At 37.4% G+C, this 19,313-nt stretch carries 24 protein-coding genes; 12 read left to right on the top strand and 12 right to left on the bottom strand.

The genetic code is table 11. The features are described from left to right. Window positions 1–132: 132 nt before the first annotated feature. The gene (locus tag C7H19_RS01740; RefSeq protein ID WP_219907553.1) at window positions 133–1,458 is read left to right on the top strand and encodes a hemolysin family protein; all 1,326 of its coding nucleotides are present in this window, start codon (window positions 133–135) and stop codon (window positions 1,456–1,458) included. Here C7H19_RS01740 and cysK read toward each other — a convergent pair. From cysK to C7H19_RS01725, 3 genes are all read right to left on the bottom strand, one after another. Then, window positions 1,455–2,420, bottom strand: a complete 966-nt coding sequence (gene cysK, locus C7H19_RS01735; protein WP_106455158.1) for a cysteine synthase A — start codon at window positions 2,418–2,420, stop codon at window positions 1,455–1,457. The two genes, C7H19_RS01740 and cysK, sit on opposite strands and share 4 nt — an antisense overlap. A gap of 96 nt (window positions 2,421–2,516) precedes the next feature. Next, entirely contained in the window at window positions 2,517–4,787 is a 2,271-nt protein-coding gene (locus C7H19_RS01730; RefSeq protein WP_106455157.1) for a hypothetical protein, read from the bottom strand. Continuing rightward, complete coding sequence (locus C7H19_RS01725) at window positions 4,784–5,734, bottom strand: homogentisate phytyltransferase (RefSeq protein ID WP_106455156.1); 951 nt, start codon at window positions 5,732–5,734, stop codon at window positions 4,784–4,786. The genes C7H19_RS01730 and C7H19_RS01725 overlap by 4 nt, the downstream gene beginning before the upstream one ends. Window positions 5,735–5,948: 214 nt before the next feature. On the opposite strand from C7H19_RS01725, the gene gcvH reads away from it, so the two are divergent. Then, on the top strand, window positions 5,949–6,344 hold the full coding sequence (gene gcvH, locus C7H19_RS01720) for a glycine cleavage system protein GcvH (RefSeq protein ID WP_106455155.1): 396 nt from the start codon (window positions 5,949–5,951) through the stop codon (window positions 6,342–6,344). Here gcvH and C7H19_RS01715 read toward each other — a convergent pair. Both C7H19_RS01715 and C7H19_RS01710 read right to left on the bottom strand, forming a co-directional pair. Then, entirely contained in the window at window positions 6,328–6,534 is a 207-nt protein-coding gene (locus C7H19_RS01715) for a hypothetical protein (protein WP_106455154.1), read from the bottom strand. The genes gcvH and C7H19_RS01715 overlap by 17 nt on opposite strands. Before the next feature lie 194 nt (window positions 6,535–6,728). Then, window positions 6,729–7,895 carry an aminotransferase class V-fold PLP-dependent enzyme gene (locus C7H19_RS01710; protein ID WP_106455153.1) on the bottom strand — a complete coding sequence of 389 codons (1,167 nt, stop codon included), beginning with the start codon at window positions 7,893–7,895 and terminating at the stop codon, window positions 6,729–6,731. 21 nt (window positions 7,896–7,916) lie between these two features. On the opposite strand from C7H19_RS01710, the gene C7H19_RS01705 reads away from it, so the two are divergent. Together C7H19_RS01705 and C7H19_RS26115 are read left to right on the top strand one after the other, a co-directional pair. Then, a complete protein-coding gene (locus C7H19_RS01705) occupies window positions 7,917–8,192 on the top strand; it encodes a BrnT family toxin (protein WP_106455152.1) in 276 nt (91 codons plus the stop codon). After that, a complete protein-coding gene (locus C7H19_RS26115) occupies window positions 8,155–8,352 on the top strand; it encodes a hypothetical protein (protein WP_146136484.1) in 198 nt (65 codons plus the stop codon). The genes C7H19_RS01705 and C7H19_RS26115 overlap by 38 nt, the downstream gene beginning before the upstream one ends. 20 nt (window positions 8,353–8,372) lie before the next feature. On the opposite strand, the gene C7H19_RS01700 is transcribed toward C7H19_RS26115, so the two are convergent. Then, window positions 8,373–9,479 carry an RNA polymerase sigma factor, RpoD/SigA family gene (locus C7H19_RS01700; protein WP_106455151.1) on the bottom strand — a complete coding sequence of 369 codons (1,107 nt, stop codon included), beginning with the start codon at window positions 9,477–9,479 and terminating at the stop codon, window positions 8,373–8,375. A gap of 427 nt (window positions 9,480–9,906) precedes the next feature. On the opposite strand from C7H19_RS01700, the gene priA reads away from it, so the two are divergent. From priA to C7H19_RS01680, 4 genes are read left to right on the top strand one after another with little or no spacing between them, the layout of a single operon-like run. After that, window positions 9,907–12,411, top strand: coding sequence for a primosomal protein N' (priA, locus tag C7H19_RS01695; RefSeq protein WP_106455150.1), 2,505 nt, complete (start codon window positions 9,907–9,909; stop codon window positions 12,409–12,411). Between the two features lie 24 nt (window positions 12,412–12,435). Next, window positions 12,436–12,684, top strand: coding sequence for a hypothetical protein (locus C7H19_RS01690; protein ID WP_106455149.1), 249 nt, complete (start codon window positions 12,436–12,438; stop codon window positions 12,682–12,684). Between the two features lie 2 nt (window positions 12,685–12,686). Next, entirely contained in the window at window positions 12,687–13,088 is a 402-nt protein-coding gene (locus C7H19_RS01685; protein ID WP_106455148.1) for a type II toxin-antitoxin system VapC family toxin, read from the top strand. Window positions 13,089–13,145: 57 nt separating this feature from the next. Beyond that, complete coding sequence (locus tag C7H19_RS01680; RefSeq protein ID WP_106455147.1) at window positions 13,146–13,520, top strand: DUF4359 domain-containing protein; 375 nt, start codon at window positions 13,146–13,148, stop codon at window positions 13,518–13,520. A gap of 60 nt (window positions 13,521–13,580) precedes the next feature. Here the strand turns inward: C7H19_RS01680 and C7H19_RS25480 are convergent, their stop codons facing one another. Next, window positions 13,581–13,739 carry a hypothetical protein gene (locus C7H19_RS25480; protein ID WP_181280502.1) on the bottom strand — a complete coding sequence of 53 codons (159 nt, stop codon included), beginning with the start codon at window positions 13,737–13,739 and terminating at the stop codon, window positions 13,581–13,583. A 123-nt stretch (window positions 13,740–13,862) separates the two neighbouring features. Between C7H19_RS25480 and C7H19_RS01675 the strand changes: the two genes are divergently transcribed. Beyond that, entirely contained in the window at window positions 13,863–14,558 is a 696-nt protein-coding gene (locus C7H19_RS01675) for an HAD family hydrolase (RefSeq protein WP_106455146.1), read from the top strand. A gap of 6 nt (window positions 14,559–14,564) precedes the next feature. Here the strand turns inward: C7H19_RS01675 and C7H19_RS01670 are convergent, their stop codons facing one another. Continuing rightward, window positions 14,565–15,191 (bottom strand): CPP1-like family protein, encoded by a 627-nt coding sequence (locus C7H19_RS01670; protein WP_106455145.1) that lies wholly within the window; start codon window positions 15,189–15,191, stop codon window positions 14,565–14,567. A 242-nt stretch (window positions 15,192–15,433) separates the two neighbouring features. Between C7H19_RS01670 and C7H19_RS01665 the strand changes: the two genes are divergently transcribed. Continuing rightward, window positions 15,434–16,144, top strand: a complete 711-nt coding sequence (locus C7H19_RS01665) for a response regulator transcription factor (protein WP_106455144.1) — start codon at window positions 15,434–15,436, stop codon at window positions 16,142–16,144. On the opposite strand, the gene C7H19_RS01660 is transcribed toward C7H19_RS01665, so the two are convergent. Together C7H19_RS01660 and psbH are read right to left on the bottom strand one after the other, a co-directional pair. Beyond that, a complete protein-coding gene (locus C7H19_RS01660; RefSeq protein ID WP_106455143.1) occupies window positions 16,141–16,413 on the bottom strand; it encodes a TatA/E family twin arginine-targeting protein translocase in 273 nt (90 codons plus the stop codon). The two genes, C7H19_RS01665 and C7H19_RS01660, sit on opposite strands and share 4 nt — an antisense overlap. Before the next feature lie 172 nt (window positions 16,414–16,585). After that, complete coding sequence (psbH, locus tag C7H19_RS01655; protein ID WP_106455142.1) at window positions 16,586–16,789, bottom strand: photosystem II reaction center phosphoprotein PsbH; 204 nt, start codon at window positions 16,787–16,789, stop codon at window positions 16,586–16,588. 84 nt (window positions 16,790–16,873) lie between these two features. Between psbH and psbN the strand changes: the two genes are divergently transcribed. After that, window positions 16,874–17,005 (top strand): photosystem II reaction center protein PsbN, encoded by a 132-nt coding sequence (psbN, locus tag C7H19_RS01650; RefSeq protein ID WP_106455141.1) that lies wholly within the window; start codon window positions 16,874–16,876, stop codon window positions 17,003–17,005. Between the two features lie 84 nt (window positions 17,006–17,089). Here psbN and C7H19_RS01645 read toward each other — a convergent pair whose 3' ends face one another. Continuing rightward, window positions 17,090–17,875, bottom strand: a complete 786-nt coding sequence (locus tag C7H19_RS01645; RefSeq protein WP_181280501.1) for a tetratricopeptide repeat protein — start codon at window positions 17,873–17,875, stop codon at window positions 17,090–17,092. 318 nt (window positions 17,876–18,193) lie between these two features. Between C7H19_RS01645 and C7H19_RS01640 the strand changes: the two genes are divergently transcribed. Next, window positions 18,194–18,979, top strand: a complete 786-nt coding sequence (locus C7H19_RS01640; protein ID WP_106455139.1) for an ion transporter — start codon at window positions 18,194–18,196, stop codon at window positions 18,977–18,979. 86 nt (window positions 18,980–19,065) lie between these two features. Here the strand turns inward: C7H19_RS01640 and C7H19_RS01635 are convergent, their stop codons facing one another. Then, window positions 19,066–19,302, bottom strand: a complete 237-nt coding sequence (locus C7H19_RS01635; RefSeq protein WP_106455138.1) for a NifU family protein — start codon at window positions 19,300–19,302, stop codon at window positions 19,066–19,068. Window positions 19,303–19,313 lie beyond the last annotated feature (11 nt).

The following is a 19,313-nucleotide window of genomic DNA, read 5'->3' as shown; positions in this document are numbered from 1 at the left end:
CAAAGATTGCCTTTTCGTCAATAAACATCAAAGGTTTTTTAGGTTGACTATGATTAATGCCTCTATAATTTTATGAATATTAATATTGTGTAGCTCATACCTAGCTGGTTAGGAAAACCAACCATATCCATCATGTTTATCGAAATCGTCACCATATTGTTGCTGCTCGTCGCTAACGGGATTTTTTCAGCTTCAGAGATGGCGATTGTATCTGCGCGTAAAATTAGATTAGAACAGTCGGCTAAAAATGGGGATAAAAAAGCCAAAAATGCTCTTAGGCTGGCTAAATCACCCAATAACTTTCTCTCTACAGTACAAATTGGCATTACGCTAATCGGTATTTTAAGCGGTGCAGTCGGTGGCGCAACATTAGCCGAGCGTCTGCGAAATTTCTTAAATACAATTCCATTGTTGGCACCTTATAGCCAAGTTTTGAGTTTTGGCATAGTGGTAACGATTATTACTTATCTTTCTCTGGTGATCGGCGAATTACTCCCAAAAAGGATTGCTTTAAATAATCCCGAAAAAATTGCGACACAGTTTGCCGGGCCAATGCAATTTTTATCGAAAATTACTGCCCCTGTGGTTTATCTGTTGAGCAATTCGACAGATGCTTTACTCAATCTTTTAGGAATTCGTCCTGTTACAGATGAGACAATTACAGAAGACGAAATTAAATTACTCATCGAACAAGCAACTACAGAGGGAACCTTTGAAGAAGCAGAACAAGAAATGATCAGCCGAGTGTTTCGTCTAGGAGATCGCCCGATCAAAGCGTTGATGACTCCCCGTACTGAAATTGATTGGCTCGATGTTGACTCTCCCATTGAAGAAAATTTAACTACAATTCAAGAGAGTTCTTATTCTCGTTTCCCTTTGTGTCAAGAAAGTATTGATACTTGTTTAGGAATTGTGAAAGTCAGAAATATACTCGCGGCGCATCTTGCAGGAAGAGAAATTAATTTAAGTGCGCTCGCTCAACCGCCTTTGTATGTGGCTGAAGGAACAAGGGCTTTAAGGGTATTAGAATTAGTTAAACAGTCGGGCGATCATATGGCGTTGATTGTGGATGAATACGGCGGAATTGAAGGCTTAGTCACTCTTAATGATCTCATGGAAGCGATCGTCGGGGAAATTCCCTCATCAGAAGGAATAGATGAGCCAATGGTTATTCAACGAGAAGATGGCTCTTGGCTTTTGGATGGCTTATTATCTGTAGATGAGTTTAAAACTTTGTTAGATCAAGAAACCTTACCCAAAGAAGAGGAAGAAGATTATCATACTGTAGGTGGCTTTATTCTCTCCTTTTTTGGCAAAATTCCCACATCGGGTGATTATTTTGAATGGAATGGTTTACGTTTTGAGGTAATGGATATGGATGGAACCAGAATAGATAAGGTTCTGGTTTCCAGTCTAGGACTCCCAAACGAATCGGCCGAAGATGAATTAATTGATTAACGATTTGCAAAACTTAACTCTTTTTGTTCGGGTTCTTGGAAGAGTGGAGTACTCAGGTAACGCTCTCCAAAACTCGGTTGTATCATAACAATTAATTTACCCGCATTTTCAGGACGTTTGCCGACTTGAATGGCTGCACACAAAGCCGCACCCGCAGAAATACCCGATAGAAGTCCTTCTTCTTTGGCTAAACGACGACCATAGAAAAATGCTTCATCATCACTCACGGTAATGACTTCATCGATCAGATTGACTTTTAGGACTTCTGGAATAAAACCCGCGCCAATTCCTTGAATCTTATGGGGGCCAGGGTTTCCCCCCGATAAAACGGGACTATTTGCGGGTTCAACGGCGATCGCTTTAAAACTCGGTTTTGAATGTTTGATCACTTCCGCAACGCCTGTAATGGTGCCACCAGTTCCCACTCCCGAAATTAAAAAATCGACTTCGCCATCTGTATCTTCCCAAATTTCTCGCGCTGTCGTTAAACGATGAATTTCAGGATTAGAAGGATTACTAAATTGTTGCAGCATATAGGCGTTAGGTGTCGATTCAACGATTTCTTGGGCTCTTGCGATCGCTCCTTTCATGCCCATATTCCCTGGAGTGAGTTCTAAATAGGCTCCATAGGCTCTCAACATGGCGCGACGTTCTGTACTCATCGTTTCGGGCATCGTTAGTATCAGTCTATAACCTTTTGCTGCTGCCGCCATCGCTAAAGCAATTCCCGTATTTCCTGAAGTCGGTTCCACTAAAACTGTTTTTTCTGGGGAAATTAAACCCGCTTTTTCGGCTGTATTGAGCATATGTGCGCCGATTCGATCTTTTACGGATGATGCGGGATTCATGCCCTCTAATTTGGCGACAATACGGGCTAAACAGCCTTCTGATTGAGGAATACGGTTGAGTTGGACAAGCGGTGTACGACCAATTAATTCTGTAACATCGTGAGCAATACGCATAAGTTTTACAAAGAATGGGGTAGAAGGGATAGATTTTAATTTTACTATTTCCCTTCACTGAAGCGGTTTAGGATTGCGATCGTTGTTTAATAAGTCTTAAAAATCCTGCAAAATAATCTTATCTTTGACAAAAGTTATCTCTTGTTTACCGATTGTAACAATTGCATCTAATCCTGTGCCAATGACCTTTACTGGGGGTGCTTTTCCTTTTTGTACCGTCATGACAACAAAATAATCATCGCCTCCTTTGGCTAATATTTTGTTACCTGTTGCCGTTTTTTGCGCCCGAAGTTGTACTGAAGAAGGCGTAATAAAGGTGAGTTGCATCGTTGCACCATTAGCAGATTGAATCGTACAAGTATTTTTACTTATTGACACTTGCTCTGCTGTGTGCATTACCCAGATTTTTTCTTTAAATTCTTTTTCTTGGGTTGAACCCACAAATTGATCAACGACGGCAAATAATCCAGGTGAACCCGATGCGCCACTATAGTCTACAGCAAAAGAACGAATCGATCGAACTCCAACTGGAGGCTCACTATTTGGGCGAATGATGGGATTAGTAATTAGACTAACGATTCCCGAACCATTTAAACGGGACTGAAAAACGATCGATTGACCTTTTTTCCAAGGTTTTGTCTTGGGCATCATCACCACATTTTCATCTTCCCATTTACCCTCAGAAGGTCCAGGAATAGCCCAACGACCGCCTAAACCCCAAATCCGAAAGCTCCCTACATCGGGAAAGCTCCATGAGCCTGTTAACGGTTGTTGTTGGGTGTAGATGCTGGCGATAAAATCCTGATTATCTTGCCATCGGGAACGAAAAACATAAAATCCTTTTTCTTCATCGACTAAGGTATGGTCGAAAATTTCAGCAGGATTACTAATTTTTGTCTGTTGGGGGTATCCTGCTAAGATATAAGCTGCCTCTAATGGTGATTGTATACCAAAGCTTTGATCTCCTTCTAGTCCGATCGAACGATTAAAAACCCACATTACACCGGGTAAGAAGGATTCAGGAACTAAACCTAATCCCATCGCATATAAGGATTTTCCCGCATAGTGGCGATGTCTTCCATAGGTGGCAATGGGTAGGGTTGCATCTGGACTGAGCGATCGCGTAACATAATGAGGTAACATCCATGCTGCATGAGAATTAGTGACTAAATCTTGTCCTAATACTTGTTTATAAGCTTGTAAAAAAGGAATAATTGTCAAAATCCAAGGTTCTGTAGTATAATGATCTCCTTCTGTGCCAAATCCTTGATTACCAATGGCTGTAGCTAGATATCTTTTGATATTTCGTTCGGAACGTTGGGCAATATAAAGGGGTGATTGTTGTTTGAGTTTTGCTTCATTGATCGAATTGGGATCGTTTAAAATAGCTAATGCGGCTAATCCTGATGCTCCTTTTGCTCTAGCTTGCCAGTTACTCCAAGCATTACTATTCCATCCGCCGTTTTTGGGTGAATCTCCTTTTAAAAGTAAATCTCCTTGACGATAAAGCCATGTAGCGACTTGTTTTTGTTGTTCGAGTCCCCATTGTTGATAACAAAGATCATACGCTAAGGCGACACCAGAAACGACGGCTGATTGTTCGAGTAATCTTTTTTTTGGGGTTTTTATCGATTTTTCGACAATATCCCAAGCGGTTTCGGCGGGTTTACGATCATTATTTAATACTGAAAGTAGACAATAACCTGTAGCATGATAACCACCATTTGGAACAAATCCATCATAATAAATTGGTTGTTTTAAAGTTCGATTCAGTTGGGCTAAAATTGCTTTTCCTTCGGGTGTTTTGGCTTTTTGTTGTAAAAGCGGTATTTGATTTTTTCGGAAGATGAGGCGCGGATGTTCTTTTTGTTGAATGGGGGAAAAATTAGCGACAGGTTCTGATATTGTTGGGTTAATTGTTCCTGTCACTTTTCCTTGTAGTGTTTGGTTATTATAATTTCCTGTATAGCTTCCAATTAATGTATCTTTGTTAGGAACTAATTCTATCGTATATTTAGCATTTTCTGTTTTTTCGCTCCAAGGATTGGGCAAAATGTTTAGATCAATATCTAATAGCCAAGCATTATTGTTTTGAGTAACATTGACGGTTCCTTGATGATCCACATCTGGGTTAAATTTTGGCGCATATCCCCACACTTCGGGCTGACATTTACTATTATTGCAGGTAATATCTAAGAACAAATCTTGATAAATTGGTTTTTCTTCTAATTTCCTCCATACTCCATTTTTGAGTTGAAGATTAATATCTCCAGATAATATATTTTGCTCGATTTGCTTAAAGTTGGGAGCTTTTGCACCGCCAATAAATAAAGTTAGTATTGCTCCTAAAAAATAATTGATTTTCATCTAAAAACACAAGCTACTGGAAAGATTATATACTCGATAAAGAACAATTTCCAAATAAATTGATAAAATTGAGTGATTTCTTTTTTTTCTTTTAAATTAACGCCGCGACTTCTCATCCAGAGGATGATTAGCAAGACTAAATGAGCAACAATTAAAATATATGGGTTGATATTAGGCACTTTGAAAAATCCCGCTATAATCATCCCTAAATAACAAAAGCTAATAATACCAAGAGCGATTTTTAAGATTTTTTCTTGACCTAAAATTAAAGTAAAAGTCGTAATTTGATATTGCCGATCGCCTTCGAGATCAGGAACATCTTTAAAAATAGCGATCGCCACCGTAAAGATTAAAACAAAAAGAGTTAGTAACCAAACCGAAAGCGGTAAAAATGCTTGTCCTGAAAGTATCTGACTAAAATGGAGAAATAAACCTAAATTAACAATAACTCCTCTGACTGTAAAAATACAAAAAGCCGCCCAAAAAGGAAACTTTTTTAAACGCAGTGGAGGTAAAGAATAAGCTGTCCCCAAAAATAAACTAAATCCAACTGTAGCCAATAACCATTGACCTAAAAATAGAGCGAAAATTAGAGAAAATATCCCTGTAATAATAACAATTGTTTGACCCGTTTTTAAAGAAAATTCGCCACTCGCAAGGGGTAAATGAGGTTTGTTAATCTGATCGATCGCAATATCTTCTAACTGGTTGAGTCCAACAATATAAATATTACCCAAAATACACGCTAACCAAACCCCGATCGCTTGTGTTATATTATACGCCGTCAACTGACTATTAGTTGTTGAAATTGCGATCACAAATAAAGCAAAAACACTACCGCTAGTACCGATAATAGTATGAGGGCGAGAAAATTTCCAGAAATTATATAACCATGATGACGGATTTTGCCAAAATTGAAGCGGATTCGTCAGAGGAACTTGACTCATAGCAATCTAACTTAATTTTTCTTTAAGCATAATCCGTTTATTCCCACTAGGCCAAGACGGGATGAGAAAGATATAATTTCCTAGGCTAAATACGATAAATTAGTTTGATCCTGTCTAGATGACTCAACATAATATCCTATTAACTCGTTGATTATCATGGACTAAAAAAATTGTCAATCTATCGAAGGAAGTGCGGTTTAAAAGAGGAATTGATATGGAACTAGAATACCCTGATGATCTAAGATACTTGGATTCACATGAATATGTCCGTTTAGACGGCGAAATTGCTACCATTGGTATTAGTGCTTATGCAATTGACCAACTAGGTGATATTGTTTTTCTAGAGTTACCCGAATTAGGCGATCCTTTAGAGGTCGGTGAAAGTTTTGGTACAATTGAATCAGTCAAAGCGGTTGAAGAACTTTACCCCCCCATTTCAGGCACAGTAATCGAACGCAATGAGGCTATGATTGAAACACCCGAATTAATTGGAGATGATCCCTACGGTGAAGGTTGGTTACTCAAAGTTAGGGTAGAAAACCCAGATGAAGAGTTAGCGGATACTCTCTCACCAGTTGAATATCGTTCTCATGTTAGTGGTGTAGATTAATCGTTTTATTATAAGACGTGCCAGTATCGCCAGTATTGCCAGTATTGCCAGTATTGCCAGTATCGCCAGTATCGCCAGTATTGCCAGTATCGCCAGTATCGCCAGTATTGCCAGTATTGCCAGTATCGCCAGTATCGCCAGTATTGCCAGTATTGCCAGTATCGCCAGTATCGCCAGTGAATAAATTCACTGTCTAATAGCTAAAGTCGGTTAAAACCGACTAAACAACTGATTTTTAGTCCATTTTAATGAGGGACTGTCCGCGCCACCTGTGGGCGCGGCTTGTAAGTCCCGTTGGACTTCTGCTATTAGACAGGGATTTCAATCCCTGGCAATATAATCAATATAATATTGATGTTTTAATTATTGCTTGGTGTACTCAGTTTATAATAATTTTTGTAAACATTTCGCAAAATACTCATAATCTTCGATATTATTATAGGCTTGAGCAGAAATCCTGATTAACGTTTGTTCATCACTCCAAGGAATTACAGGAACCTCGATCGCAAATTCTTCTAATAATTTCCTCTGCAATTCTTCGGCGGATTGGGGAATTTTCCCTAGATTAATAGTAGCCATTAATCCAAGCATTTCTTCAGGGCAAGGCGGCGAAATATTCAGGGTATTACAAATCAGTTTTCTTGCTTCTATGACTAATAGATGATTTCTTTGATAGAGTTGTGTGATGCCCCCAGTGAATAACCCGTCTAACCATTCTATGGCTTGTGGTATACATAAATAAGGCGTTGGGTCATCGGTTCCCATCCAATCAAATTCTAGAAGAAAACGCGATCGATCAGTTCTGGGTGAATTCATGCCATGACTAATTACTAAAGGTCGTATTTGTTTTTGTCGATCGGGTTTAACATATAAAAATGCTGCACCTTTTGGCGCACACAACCATTTATGACAATTTCCCGTATAGTAAGCAGTCTCTATATTTTTTAAATTAATTGGAAGAAACCCCGGTGCATGGGCTCCATCAACTATGGTATCAATACCGCGTTTTAAAAGTTCTTTGACGATTTTTTCGATAGGGAAAACTAAAGCAGTTGGACTGGTAATATGATCGATTAAGGCGAGTCGGGTTCGTGGGGAAACACCGTCTAAAATGGCATTTATTACCTGTTGTGGCGAGTCGATGGGAAAAGGGATCGAAACAACCTTTAAACCGACTTTCGCGCCGCTAGTGACAAAATTGACGGCATTACGACAAGCATTATAGGTGTGGTTTGTGACTAATATTTCGTCTTCTGGAGCGAAGGGAAGCGATCGTAATACTGTATTAACGCCGAAGGTTGCATTAGGTACAAATACTAAGTTTTCGGGTTCACCCCCGATAAATTGAGCTAATTTTTCTCTAGCAATATCTAATTTTTGTTCGAGTTTTCTTGCTAAAAATTCGATAGGATTCTTTTCAAGTTCGGTTCTAAGTTGGTGTTGATAATTTAAGATTGTTCTTGGTGTTGCACCAAAAGAACCATGATTGAGAAAACAAAGATTAGGCTCAATTTGCCAGTGATGTTTGAGGTTTATACTTGTATCTGTCATTTTACTTGTTATCTTTAAATCATGGATTTTGAGTGGGACGAGAATAAACGCTTTTCTAATATCCGCAAACACAGCATTGATTTTATAAACGTTGTAGCGATTTTTGAAAATGATACAATTATTATAGAAGATGAGCGATCTAACTACGGTGAGCAGCGATTTATTCTAATTGGTTTATTAGAAGGTCGAGTTATTGTTGTTGTTTACACTGAGCGAAAAGATAAAATAAGAATTATTTCAGCACGAAAAGCGACCAAAAATGAAGAAAGATCCTACTTTGAACAACTCCCTCACTGATTGGAAAAAAATTGATGAAATGACAGATGAGAGTATAGACTTGTCTGATTGTCCAGAAATTACTCCAGAAATGTTTACTAAAGCGACTATTAGACGTGGTTCAAAATTATTGCCTCTCCACAGCAAAAAAAACTCCCCAACGAAAGAAGAGGAGAAATAATTTAGATGATATAACCTTCGTTAACTTAACCATCCTTTGAGACGACGTGCAACTTGTGGACGACGTAATTTTCTCATCGCTTTACTTTGAATTTGTCTGACTCTTTCGCGGGAAAGATTGAACATTCCTCCCACTTCTTCTAAGGTATAGGGTTGACTGGTGGCTAACCCATAACGCAGAGAAATTACATCTTTTTCTCGTTCTGTGAGAACATCACTTAAAACGGCTGAAATTTCCTGACGCATCATTGCTTCATTCATTTTTTCTTCGGGTAATTGAAGATCATCATCTTCTAATAAATCGACTAATTCGGTGTCTTCACCTTTACCCACGCGATGATTAAGCGATAATGATTGACGACGCAATTGTAATAATTGTCGCAGTTGTTCTGGAGTTACTTCAAGTTCTTGAGCGAGTTCTTTTTCATTAGGATTTCGTTGAAGTTGTTGCTTTAAAACTCGTTGTGCTTTTTTGAGTTTATTTAATTTTTCGACAATATGAATGGGTAAACGAATTGTTCTTGAATCATTAGCAATTGTACGGGTAATTGCTTGACGTATCCACCAATAAGCATAAGTTGAAAATTTATAACCTTTATTAGGGTCAAATTTTTCGGCTGCGCGGTTTAATCCTATCGCACCTTCTTGGATGAGATCTAAAAATGGAACGCCCCGATTTAAATAACGTTTGGCTATAGATACGACTAATCTTAGATTAGAACGAATCATTTTGCGTTTAGCCGTTCGTCCACGATAAAGACGATTTTCGAGTTGACGTTCATTGTCTAACCCTAAGACTTCTGCCCATTCTAGTTTAGTGGGTAAACGCTTTAATTTGTCTTGGAGTTCAATTCGTTTTTCTTCTGCATCTGCGAGATATTTAACCGCATATGCTAATTCAACTTCTTCTTCAGGTTTGAGTAGGGGATAACGTGCCATTTCTTTAAAAAATGCTCCTACTGTGTCATCTGATGAAGTTTTTGTATATCCCGATGGTGAACGTTCTTCAGGTGAATCCGTCCATTCTATCAGTTCGAGATCTACTCCATCACTAATGTTATCTATCTTTTCTTTTGTATTGATTGGTAGCTCTGCATTAGGATTTGGCATTTGTTTAAAGTTATTCATAAGCAGTGTTTATAAAGCGTGCATCAATAGAAAACACTTGTCCCGATGGGAAAATTTTTACATCTATTTTCGGAAATCCTCAATTTTTAAACGTTTTTTTAATTAATGAGGTTTAGTTTATGTCTATTCTTGGCTTTGGGTAGTGTATTTAAGTTAATAAGGTAGCAAATTAGGTGAAAGCTTTTGTATGTCTCACTACAATCTTGAATGATTTAAAATCCCAAAAATACGATGTTTGTTTACACTGTATCCGATCGCTCTAAAATTGGGTAGGTCAATGCTATTTTTCTTAACTTTTTGTGAACTTGGCTTTATATTATGAAGGAACGACCAATACAATTAATCAAAGCTTGATTGGGCTTGGGCTTTAAATTCTCAGTCAAATTGCCATATAATTAAGGAACTGAGAATCTGCTTACTTTACTTTATGTGTGCTGCCAATTCGATGCTCATCGCCTCAGAATTAAAATCGTCTTACTCGTTCCAAACTCCTCAAAGCTGGTTAGAAGTTTTAGTTGATTTTCCAGGATCACCAAATACTGAAAATTGGGAAGAAAAGCTATTTATCTATTCTGTTCCTTCGGATTTATCAATTCAACCAGGAGATATTTTAAGCGTACCTTTTGGCTCTCAGGTGGTTGGAGGAATTGCGATTCGTTTTGTCAAGAGTTTGCCAGAAAACTTAACAGAAGATCGCATTAAAGAAGTTGAAGATGTGGTGACATCTGGCTTTTTTCCCCCAACATATTGGGAATTACTGAATCGAGTCGCTAAATATTACTATACTGACTTAATAACGGTCATTCGGGTGGCTTTACCCCCTGGGTTACTCGGTAAGTCTCAACGTCGCATCCGTCTAAAATCTGAATCTATCCCAAATGGTGCCGAAAATTTTTGTAATCATAGCGCACAAGAAATTATAGCTTTACTAAAATCTCAATCAAGAGGTGACTATAGCGCACAACATATCTATAGTAAGGTCAGAAACGCGCAACGCGGCCTCAGAGATTTAATTAAACGCGGTTGGGTTGAAAGTTATCTAGAACCTCCGCAAACGATTCGCCCTAAACACTCAAAAGCAATTACTCTAATTATTGATAATTTTCCTCCAGATTTAACCGATAAACAGCGAGAAGTTATTGAAGTTTTACGTCGTCGCGGGGGGGAACTTTGGTTCAATGATTTATTACAAATCTCGAAAATAAGTTCATCAGTAGCAGAAAATTTAGCGAAAAAAGGTTATGTAGTAATCGAACAACGAGAAAAACTCCGCTTTTTGTCCCAACCACAAGCACTCAAAGATACAGCGAAAAAACTGTCACCTTCTCAAACAGAAGCTTTAAACAAAATCCAAGAAACAACCCAATATAGCCAGATTTTATTACACGGTGTCACGGGATCTGGTAAAACTGAAGTATATATTCAAGCGATCGCACCTCTACTCGAAAAAGGACAATCAGCACTGGTTTTAGTTCCAGAGATCGGTTTAACGCCCCAACTAACCGATCGCTTTCGTGCTAGATTTGGTAATAAAGTCTGTGTCTATCATAGTGAGTTATCCGATGGGGAAAGATACGACACATGGCGACAAATGCTCACAGGTGAACCACAAATAGTAATTGGCACTCGTTCCGCGATTTTTGCACCTTTACCCAAACTCGGTCTAATTATCTTAGATGAAGAACACGACTCTAGTTTTAAACAAACTCAGCTTATCCCAACCTATCACGCTCGACAAGTTGCTAGGTGGCGTTGTGAACTAGAAAATTGTCCTTTAGTCTTGGGTTCTGCTACACCTTCATTAGAAACATGGGTTAATATCCAAGAAAATACTAAGCACGCTTACTATCTTTCTTTGCCAGAGCGAATTCATTCTCGTCCTTTACCTCCAGTGGAAATTGTAGACATGAGACGAGAATTACAACTGGGAAATCGATCGATTTTTAGTCGTTCATTACAAGACGCTTTACATAATCTTGTTGAACAAAAAAAACAAGGAATTTTATTTATTAATCGTCGCGGACATAGTACTTTTGTATCGTGTAGAAGTTGTGGTTATGTGGTGGAATGTCCCCATTGTGATGTTTCCCTATCCTATCACTACACCCATGACGGAGCGACCGAATTACTACGCTGTCACTATTGCAATCATAATCAATTGCATCCTCGTAATTGTCCCGAATGTGGTTCACCCTATTTTAAGTTTTTTGGGAGTGGAACCCAAAAAGTTACCCAAGAATTAACCGAAATGTTTCCGAATTTAAAATGGCTACGCTTTGATAGTGATACGACACGCACGAAAGATGCTCACCGTACTTTATTGAATCAGTTTACAAAAGGCGAGGCTGATGTTTTAGTCGGTACACAAATGTTAACCAAAGGGCTAGATATTGCCAATGTTACCTTAGTTGGAGTAGTTGCGGCGGATGGTTTATTGTATCATTCCGATTATCGTGCAGCCGAACGCGCTTTCGGGACTTTAGCACAAGTAGCAGGACGCGCAGGAAGAGGAGAAGATCCAGGCAAAGTTATTATACAAACTTATTCGCCAGAACATCCAGTAATTCAAGCGGTACGTCATCATAATTATCAAGGGTTTCTTGAAATGGAATTACCCCAACGAGAAAGTTTAAATTATCCGCCATACGGTAAGCTAATTTTAATCCGTCTGAGTGGTATTGATGGGGTCGAAGTACAACATACTGCCGAAATTTTAGCCGATCGCTGTATAGAAATGTTAGGCTCAATGGGAGAAGTTCTTGGACCCGCACCAGCGCAGATTATGAGGGTAGCGCGTCGTTATCGTTGGCAGATTTTATTAAAATTTGACGCTTTGAGTGAGAGTTTGTTAAAGAATTTACAGGACTTAAAGAATAGTTGTCCCGCGTCCGTTAAGATGGCGATCGATGTTGATCCAATGAGTATTGATTAATCTTTAGTAAGGAAAAACCATAACATGACTCAATTACCAGAAAACGTTTATCAAACTTCAACTCAGTCAATTAAAAATATTACTTTAGCCGAGTTAGAACATCTGATCGAAAAAATTGTTCGACGAACTCTTCAAGAAAATAACAATAATCAGACATCTAAACCTTCTCAAGCTTTCCTCGAAACCTTTGGTAGTTGGACAGATGACCGCAATCCTGAAGAAATTGTTAAGGAAATTTATCAGACTCGTACATTAGAGCAATCTAAAGATTAACTGTGAATTATCTACTCGATACAGATACTTGTATTTATTGGTTAAATGGTCGAACTACTGTTAGAGATAGAGTTATAACAACTAATTGGAATAATTTATCTATTTGTGTAATTACAGTTGCCGAATTATATTTTGGGGCTTATAATTCTAGCCAAGTGGTTAATAATGTAGCTCGTGCTGAACAATTTATTAGCAATATCACAATCTTATCCTTAACAATTGAAACTCTTAAACAATATGGACAACTAAAAGCACAACTGCGTCAAATTGGCAAGCCTGTAGCAGATTTTGATTTACTAATTGCAAGTGTTGCCTTAACTGAAAACTGTATCTTAGTTACTAATAATACTCGTCATTACGATCGCATTTCTAGACTAACATTAGAAAACTGGACAATATCTTAACTGAAATAAACATTAGAAGGTCTTCTCAGAATCTGGATCAGCCTGTCAGAATAGAAGATGAAAACAATCATCAAGCAAAAACTCGGTATGAATGGCAATTTGATTAAAGGAAGCGTTACAGTCGTTATTCTAGGGGTATTGATGGCAGCAACCAACCCTCAACAAGAAGCATACACCGAATACGCAAGCGATCGCTTAATGGAAAAATCGGAAAAATTTGTCTGTCAGAAGACGGGATACTGTGATAAGGATGGTATGCCAGTTATGGTCAAAAATACCGTCAAAAATAATCTAATTAAACCAGCAATTGATACAACAACGGAACGACAAAACTTAGGCGTGATTAGTGTTTATACGACAGAAATACCAGGAATAGGCAGAATGAAAACCCTTGGCGCATTTGGCAAGTTTATTACTTATTCTGAGTCGTAGTGCAATTGTAGAAGTAAAGTAATAAGTTGTAAATTTTCAACAGAAGCCGATAGACCACTATCAACAACGATCCCCTTGTATCAATTCTGTTGTTGTATCAATAGGAATGACCCGCGAATTTTCATTACCTAAAGTATCATCAGGGATAATTTGAGCATTAAGCGGTAATGCAACAGAAAACAGAAAAAGAGTTAAAAGCGAGTGCCGTTTCTGAATCATAAGTAATACAAAGAAAATTCGTAAGTAAATCTTATCTAAGTTTGATCACACAGATAGTTGATTTTTTAATGATCAATCGTTAGTCTTAACTTATATACAAAACTTAACAATATATAAGCATAAATGATAAGACTAATTACTGACTTTGATGGGCCAATTATGGACGTTTCCGAACGATACTACCAAGTTTATCGATTGTGCCTTGAGCAAACCAAAAGACCCGACCAAGAAATTAAGGAACTGAAAAAAGCCGAATTTTGGAAACTGAAACGCCACAGAGTCCCTGAAAGTAAAATCGGACTATTATCAGGATTAGATGACATACAAGCTGACGCGTTTTCCATGATGCGGAAAAAGACTGTACATCAGGTTCCGTATTTGGTGTACGATCGTCCTGTACCCAAAGCCATCGAAACATTAGAATATATCCAAAAACTCGGATTTGATCTCGCAGTCATGACGATGCGACGAGTCAGAGAATTAGATGCAGCATTTAATCAATATGACTTAGCTCGTTTTTTTGCGCCAAACCGTCGTTATTGTTTGAGTAATGATTATCTTAAAACGGCCGATACCAAAGATAAACCCTTACTAATGGAACGAGCCTTAAAAGAATTACCCCCCGCTTCTGATGTTTGGATGGTTGGGGATACCGAAGCGGATATTATTGCCGCAAAAACCCATAATATTAAAGTTATTGGCGTTTTATCAGGGATTCGGGATCAATCCCAATTAGAGTTATACAAACCCGATTTTATTGTAAATAATCTCAGGGAAGCCGTAGACCTAATTGTTACAGATCTTCCCATGACAGGCTGATGCACTCTAACGCAGAAAGCTACTAATTAACCACAACAAGAAAAAGGTAATGAGAGCATAGAATTGCTGAACAGAAAAAGGAAAAACGACTTTAGCTGCCTCTAAACCGCTTGCGATACCTGCACCTAAGCCTATTCCCAAGAGTAAGCCAAAAAAGGTGATCAGAACTGCTCGGCCGAATTTCTGTTCTTTGCGATTCAAAAAATAGATATTTGCAAAAACGCCTAAAGCCAGAAAAAGCGATAATAAAGAACTTCCTTGCGCCCCAGCAAAAAGTGTCATCACCGCTAAAACGACAAAAACGCCAGCACTAATACCAAGCTCAGTCGCCGAAGGTTTATCGATTAACTTTTGTAACCAAGAGGGCGATCGCTCTATCGAAAGTGGTTTGATAGTCGTGGGAGCTTCTGACCCTCTTTCTGGAAAGCGAATACGCTCAGGAACTTTGATTTTACCTTCTTGTCTAAGTCTAAGCCGATCCATAATCACGGCATCATAAGCGGCCTCAATTTTCTCAGTTAATTTATGATCATCTTGATGTTGCAGCATTAAACGCTGTTTTGCGTCCTGAATTTCTTCAAAAGACGATTCTTCAGTAACTCCAAGTTGTTCATAAGGACTTTGCTCACTCATGCTATTAATCTCCTAAGACAAGCCTTTTCCCTATTTAAGCAACAAACTCGCTTGCTTGTAAGCGACCTCATCATCCATTCTAAAGATAGATCAGAGTTTTCGACGATTGAGAGTCTAAGAAAAATTTGCCATCGACTCGACAAAAAATTAGCAAATATGGGAATTATAAAATGAGTAGTGGATATACCTTGAAATTGATAAGATTTCTCAACCGTACTTTTTTTCTTTTTGAGTGATTCATAATGATCGCTGTTGCTTGTGCCAAAATTCTGATTGTTGAAGATGATTCAGCAATTCGTAACCTGATTATGCGTTTTCTGGGACAAAAAAGCTATCAAGTCCAAGGGGCGGCGGATGGAAAATCTGCTTTAGCTATTTTTGAGCAGTTTAGTCCAGATTTAGTGATTTTAGATGTTAATTTACCCGATACATTAGGATACGACTTGTGTGAGAAAATGCAATCTTTGACAAATGTCTATATTCTCATGCTCACTTCACGGACTGATCTCGATGATAAACGAAAGGGGTTTTTACGTGGGGCTGATGATTATATCACAAAGCCATTTGACCTCGAAGAACTTACACTACGAATTCAGGCGATTTTAAAACGCCGCCGCGTGGTTTCATCTTTTGAGGAAAAACCCCTAAAATTTATGAATATCATCATCGATCCGATTTCTAGAGAAGTTATCATCCAAGGCAGTACGATCGCTTTAACTTCTCTAGAATTTGATCTTCTGCACTGTTTAGCCCAAGAACCGGGCAGAGTTTGGAGTCGGGCTGAGTTAATTCAAAAGGTGTGGGATTATAATTATTTGGGTGATCATCGAGTTGTTGATGTTCATATTGGTCAAATTCGCAAAAAAATTGAAGCAAATGTTGATTCTCCTTCAATTATTCAAACTATTAGAGGAGTTGGCTATAAATTTATCGATGTTCCACTGGTAGTTTAGCTAGAGCTAGAAGGGTTAGAGGTTGTAGCTTCTGACTTGTTTGAGCCAGATTTACTTTCTTCTAGTTCCGCCTTCATTTTTACGGATTCTTCTAGCTCATCCACTTCTCGCTTAAATTCAGTTTCAAATTCTTTTGATGCGTCTTGAAATCCTCTAATTGCTTTTCCCAGACTTCGCCCAACTTCGGGTAATTTTTTGGGACCGAATATTAATAAAGCAATTACGAAAATTAAAACCATTTCTGGCAATCCAATTCCAAAAATATTCATGATTATTGCTCCTATTTTTATTTAATAATAAATCTAAAAATATTTTGGTAGCAAGCGTTTTAGACCTTTAATCAAAAGACTGAGTCACTAAAACACCCACTACCAATTTACACTGACTATTTTTAGAGGTCGGTCTAAACAAAGTTGCAAATTTAATAATAACTTTTTAAATTTACGGATTTAAACTCGTCCAGTCAACATCTACGCCGTTTAATAAGAGAGAAGAGTTGTAGATTTGTAGAATAATCAGTAAGAAAACGAAGAATAAAGCCATGAAAACACCCATTAGGGCTGTTGTTCCCCAACCAGGAACAACTTTTCCATATTCAGAGTTTAGGGGTCTAAGAATGTCCCCTAAGCGCGTACGTTGTGCCATAAGTCACCAATGATGTCTTTAAATGGTTATTTTGTAATGTTCTGTAATATTATAAAAGAATAGGTAACACAATTATTCTAGCTTATGGAATCTGCAACAGTTCTTATCATCGGTATTGGTGCTGCTGTCCTCGCGGTAACAGGCTATGCCATTTATATCGCTTTCGGTCCACCTGCTACCGAGTTAAGCGACCCTTTTGATGAACACGAAGATTAAAACTTTTTGGATTTGAAATAATATTATAAACAAGGATGAAGCAACTGGGTAATGTCTCTTTGCTTCCCCTTGTAAATATTATAGTTAAAAAATTTCAAGGTTTTTAAGTTCTTTTAAGTCTGGATCATTTCCCGCGATCGTTTGATGATGATAACTGAGTTGAATTGCTCTTTCTATTCCTTCGGTTGCTAAATCGATTAATCCTATTTTCGCGGCGCAACAGGCTAAATTATACCACGCATAATCGTCATCTGGTTCTAAATTAATTGCTTTTTGATAACAGATAATCGCCTTTTCGTACTGTCCTAAATGTCGGTAACTATCTCCTTGTTTATACCACGGCCAAAAGCTATTAGGAGCAATTTGAGTCACTTGCTCATAACAAATAATTGCATTTTCGTATTGTTTTAATTGACGGTAACTATCTCCAGTACGATAGCATGACCAATAATCATTAGGACGCAGAATTAAAGCTTGTTCATAACAAACGATCGCTTTTTCGTAGTCTTGTAAATGACGAAAAGCATCACCTTTATAGTACCATGTCCAATAGTCATCAGTTCTAATCGTTTGTGCTTTTTCAAAATAGGTGAGCGCGTCTTCAAATTGATCTAAATCTTCTAAAAAAATATAGCCAATATGATACCAACTCCAATAATCATCTGGTCGAATTTTGGCCGCTTGTTCATAACTTGCGATCGCTTTTTTATAGTCTCTTCGCTTGTACAATGCTTCAGCCCGATTATACCAAGCCCAGTAATCCTCTTTTTGAAAAGTTAACGCTTTTTCAAAACAGGCGATCGCTTTTTTGTATTTTTCTTTTTTTCCCAATTTTTGCGCTTTATTATACCAGTGCCAATACTCTTTCATCGTTTTCTGTAACTTTTTTTTTGAAGCTAGTAGAATCATGTTTAACCTAAATTGACAGTCAGCATTTTTTTTCTTATTTTATCAATGAGTTGTCATCAACAAAATTAAAATAAATTTTAGTTTTTCTTACTTTATTATGCAGTTTTCTAAATAAATTATGTATTTTTTGGATATTTGTTTAAAACCATGATTCTAAATATTTTTTAATATTTTTTTATTAAACTTATTGTTTTGTTTAATTTTAGGGAGCGTGCAAGACTAAACCCCTAAACCCCTAAAAATCATCTGTACCTTATTTAATTGAGAAAAGCTATATGTATGTCTATTAGAGAAAAAATTGCTTTTTATTTAGAAGATATAACAACGCCTATTGGTTTAATTTTAAATTTATGTATTTTAGGCTTAATTTTACTTTCACTCTTGATTTATGTTGCTCAAACTTATTCATTACCAGAAACAACACAAATCATTTCAAATCGTCTAGAATTTATTATTTTAATTATATTTGTTTTTGAATATATAGTTAGATTATGGTGTGCTGAAAATAAAATTAAGTTTATTCTTAAACCTTTGGCAATAATGGATTTGCTGGCGATACTTCCCGTCTTTATTGGGATTTTCGATATTAGTTTTTTTCGAGTTTTTCGCTCTTTTAGAATTCTGAGAATCATTCGCTTTTTTGGTTTTGGTATTTCGGTTTTCCAAATTCAAAAAGCCGATCAAATTGTCATTGCGAGAATTCTTTTAATTTTAGCATCAATTATTTTTGTTTATGCGGGTTTAATTTATCAAGTAGAACATCCTGTAAATCCAGATATTTTCCGCAACTTTTTTGATGCTTTTTACTTTTGTGTAGTCACCATGACTACGGTTGGTTTTGGTGATGTTATTCCTTTAACGGATCAAGGTAGATTAGTAACTGTATTGATGATTTTAACAGGTATTCTTTTAATTCCTTGGCAGATTGGAGATTTAACACGACAACTCTTAAAAACGACTCAAAAAGTTAAAACCGAGTGTTTAAATTGTGGTTTATTAATCCATGATTTTGATGCCAATTTTTGTAAATGTTGCGGAAAAAAGTTAGAAATTGAAACGAAGTAAATTTATGATTTGGGCTTGAAAACCAAGCCCCTACATATGTAACCTAAAATATGATTGTAGAGGTTTGGTCTTTTTACCCTTTCTAATTAAAAAGCTTGTTCAACCTCGTTAACTTCTGGAATCATTTCTCGCAAACGACGTTCAATTCCCATTTTTAAGGTCATCGTAGAACTTGGACAAGAACCGCAAGCACCTTGTAAACGGAGTCGAACAATTGGCCCATCAATTTCGACTAATTCTACGTTACCACCATCAGCCATTAGATAGGGACGCATTTCATCTAAAACTGTTTCTACATTGTCTGTAGTTAATGCTAGTGCCATCACAACCTCTA

This window comes from Aphanothece hegewaldii CCALA 016, from assembly GCF_003007785.1.
GTDB classification, from domain to species: Bacteria; Cyanobacteriota; Cyanobacteriia; order Cyanobacteriales; family Microcystaceae; genus Chroococcus; species Chroococcus hegewaldii.
The sequence above is the reverse complement of the archived record's forward strand: the minus strand, read 5'-3'. Positions and strand labels throughout refer to the sequence as shown.

Bases quoted from the DNA above. Each gene is read 5' to 3' on its own strand.
- C7H19_RS01740 (WP_219907553.1), top strand. From the start codon at position 133: ATGTTTATCGAAATCGTCACCATATTGTTGCTGCTCGTCGCTAACGGG.
- cysK (WP_106455158.1), bottom strand. From the start codon at position 2,420: ATGCGTATTGCTCACGATGTTACAGAATTAATTGGTCGTACACCGCTT.
- C7H19_RS01730 (WP_106455157.1), bottom strand. From the start codon at position 4,787: ATGAAAATCAATTATTTTTTAGGAGCAATACTAACTTTATTTATTGGC.
- C7H19_RS01725 (WP_106455156.1), bottom strand. From the start codon at position 5,734: ATGAGTCAAGTTCCTCTGACGAATCCGCTTCAATTTTGGCAAAATCCG.
- gcvH (WP_106455155.1), top strand. From the start codon at position 5,949: ATGGAACTAGAATACCCTGATGATCTAAGATACTTGGATTCACATGAA.
- C7H19_RS01710 (WP_106455153.1), bottom strand. From the start codon at position 7,895: ATGACAGATACAAGTATAAACCTCAAACATCACTGGCAAATTGAGCCT.
- C7H19_RS01705 (WP_106455152.1), top strand. From the start codon at position 7,917: ATGGATTTTGAGTGGGACGAGAATAAACGCTTTTCTAATATCCGCAAA.
- C7H19_RS26115 (WP_146136484.1), top strand. From the start codon at position 8,155: ATGAAGAAAGATCCTACTTTGAACAACTCCCTCACTGATTGGAAAAAA.
- C7H19_RS01700 (WP_106455151.1), bottom strand. From the start codon at position 9,479: ATGAATAACTTTAAACAAATGCCAAATCCTAATGCAGAGCTACCAATC.
- priA (WP_106455150.1), top strand. From the start codon at position 9,907: ATGTGTGCTGCCAATTCGATGCTCATCGCCTCAGAATTAAAATCGTCT.
- C7H19_RS01690 (WP_106455149.1), top strand. From the start codon at position 12,436: ATGACTCAATTACCAGAAAACGTTTATCAAACTTCAACTCAGTCAATT.
- C7H19_RS01680 (WP_106455147.1), top strand. From the start codon at position 13,146: ATGAAAACAATCATCAAGCAAAAACTCGGTATGAATGGCAATTTGATT.
- C7H19_RS25480 (WP_181280502.1), bottom strand. From the start codon at position 13,739: ATGATTCAGAAACGGCACTCGCTTTTAACTCTTTTTCTGTTTTCTGTT.
- C7H19_RS01675 (WP_106455146.1), top strand. From the start codon at position 13,863: ATGATAAGACTAATTACTGACTTTGATGGGCCAATTATGGACGTTTCC.
- C7H19_RS01670 (WP_106455145.1), bottom strand. From the start codon at position 15,191: ATGAGTGAGCAAAGTCCTTATGAACAACTTGGAGTTACTGAAGAATCG.
- C7H19_RS01665 (WP_106455144.1), top strand. From the start codon at position 15,434: ATGATCGCTGTTGCTTGTGCCAAAATTCTGATTGTTGAAGATGATTCA.
- C7H19_RS01660 (WP_106455143.1), bottom strand. From the start codon at position 16,413: ATGAATATTTTTGGAATTGGATTGCCAGAAATGGTTTTAATTTTCGTA.
- psbH (WP_106455142.1), bottom strand. From the start codon at position 16,789: ATGGCACAACGTACGCGCTTAGGGGACATTCTTAGACCCCTAAACTCT.
- psbN (WP_106455141.1), top strand. From the start codon at position 16,874: ATGGAATCTGCAACAGTTCTTATCATCGGTATTGGTGCTGCTGTCCTC.
- C7H19_RS01645 (WP_181280501.1), bottom strand. From the start codon at position 17,875: ATGAAAGAGTATTGGCACTGGTATAATAAAGCGCAAAAATTGGGAAAA.
- C7H19_RS01640 (WP_106455139.1), top strand. From the start codon at position 18,194: ATGTCTATTAGAGAAAAAATTGCTTTTTATTTAGAAGATATAACAACG.
- C7H19_RS01635 (WP_106455138.1), bottom strand. From the start codon at position 19,302: ATGGCACTAGCATTAACTACAGACAATGTAGAAACAGTTTTAGATGAA.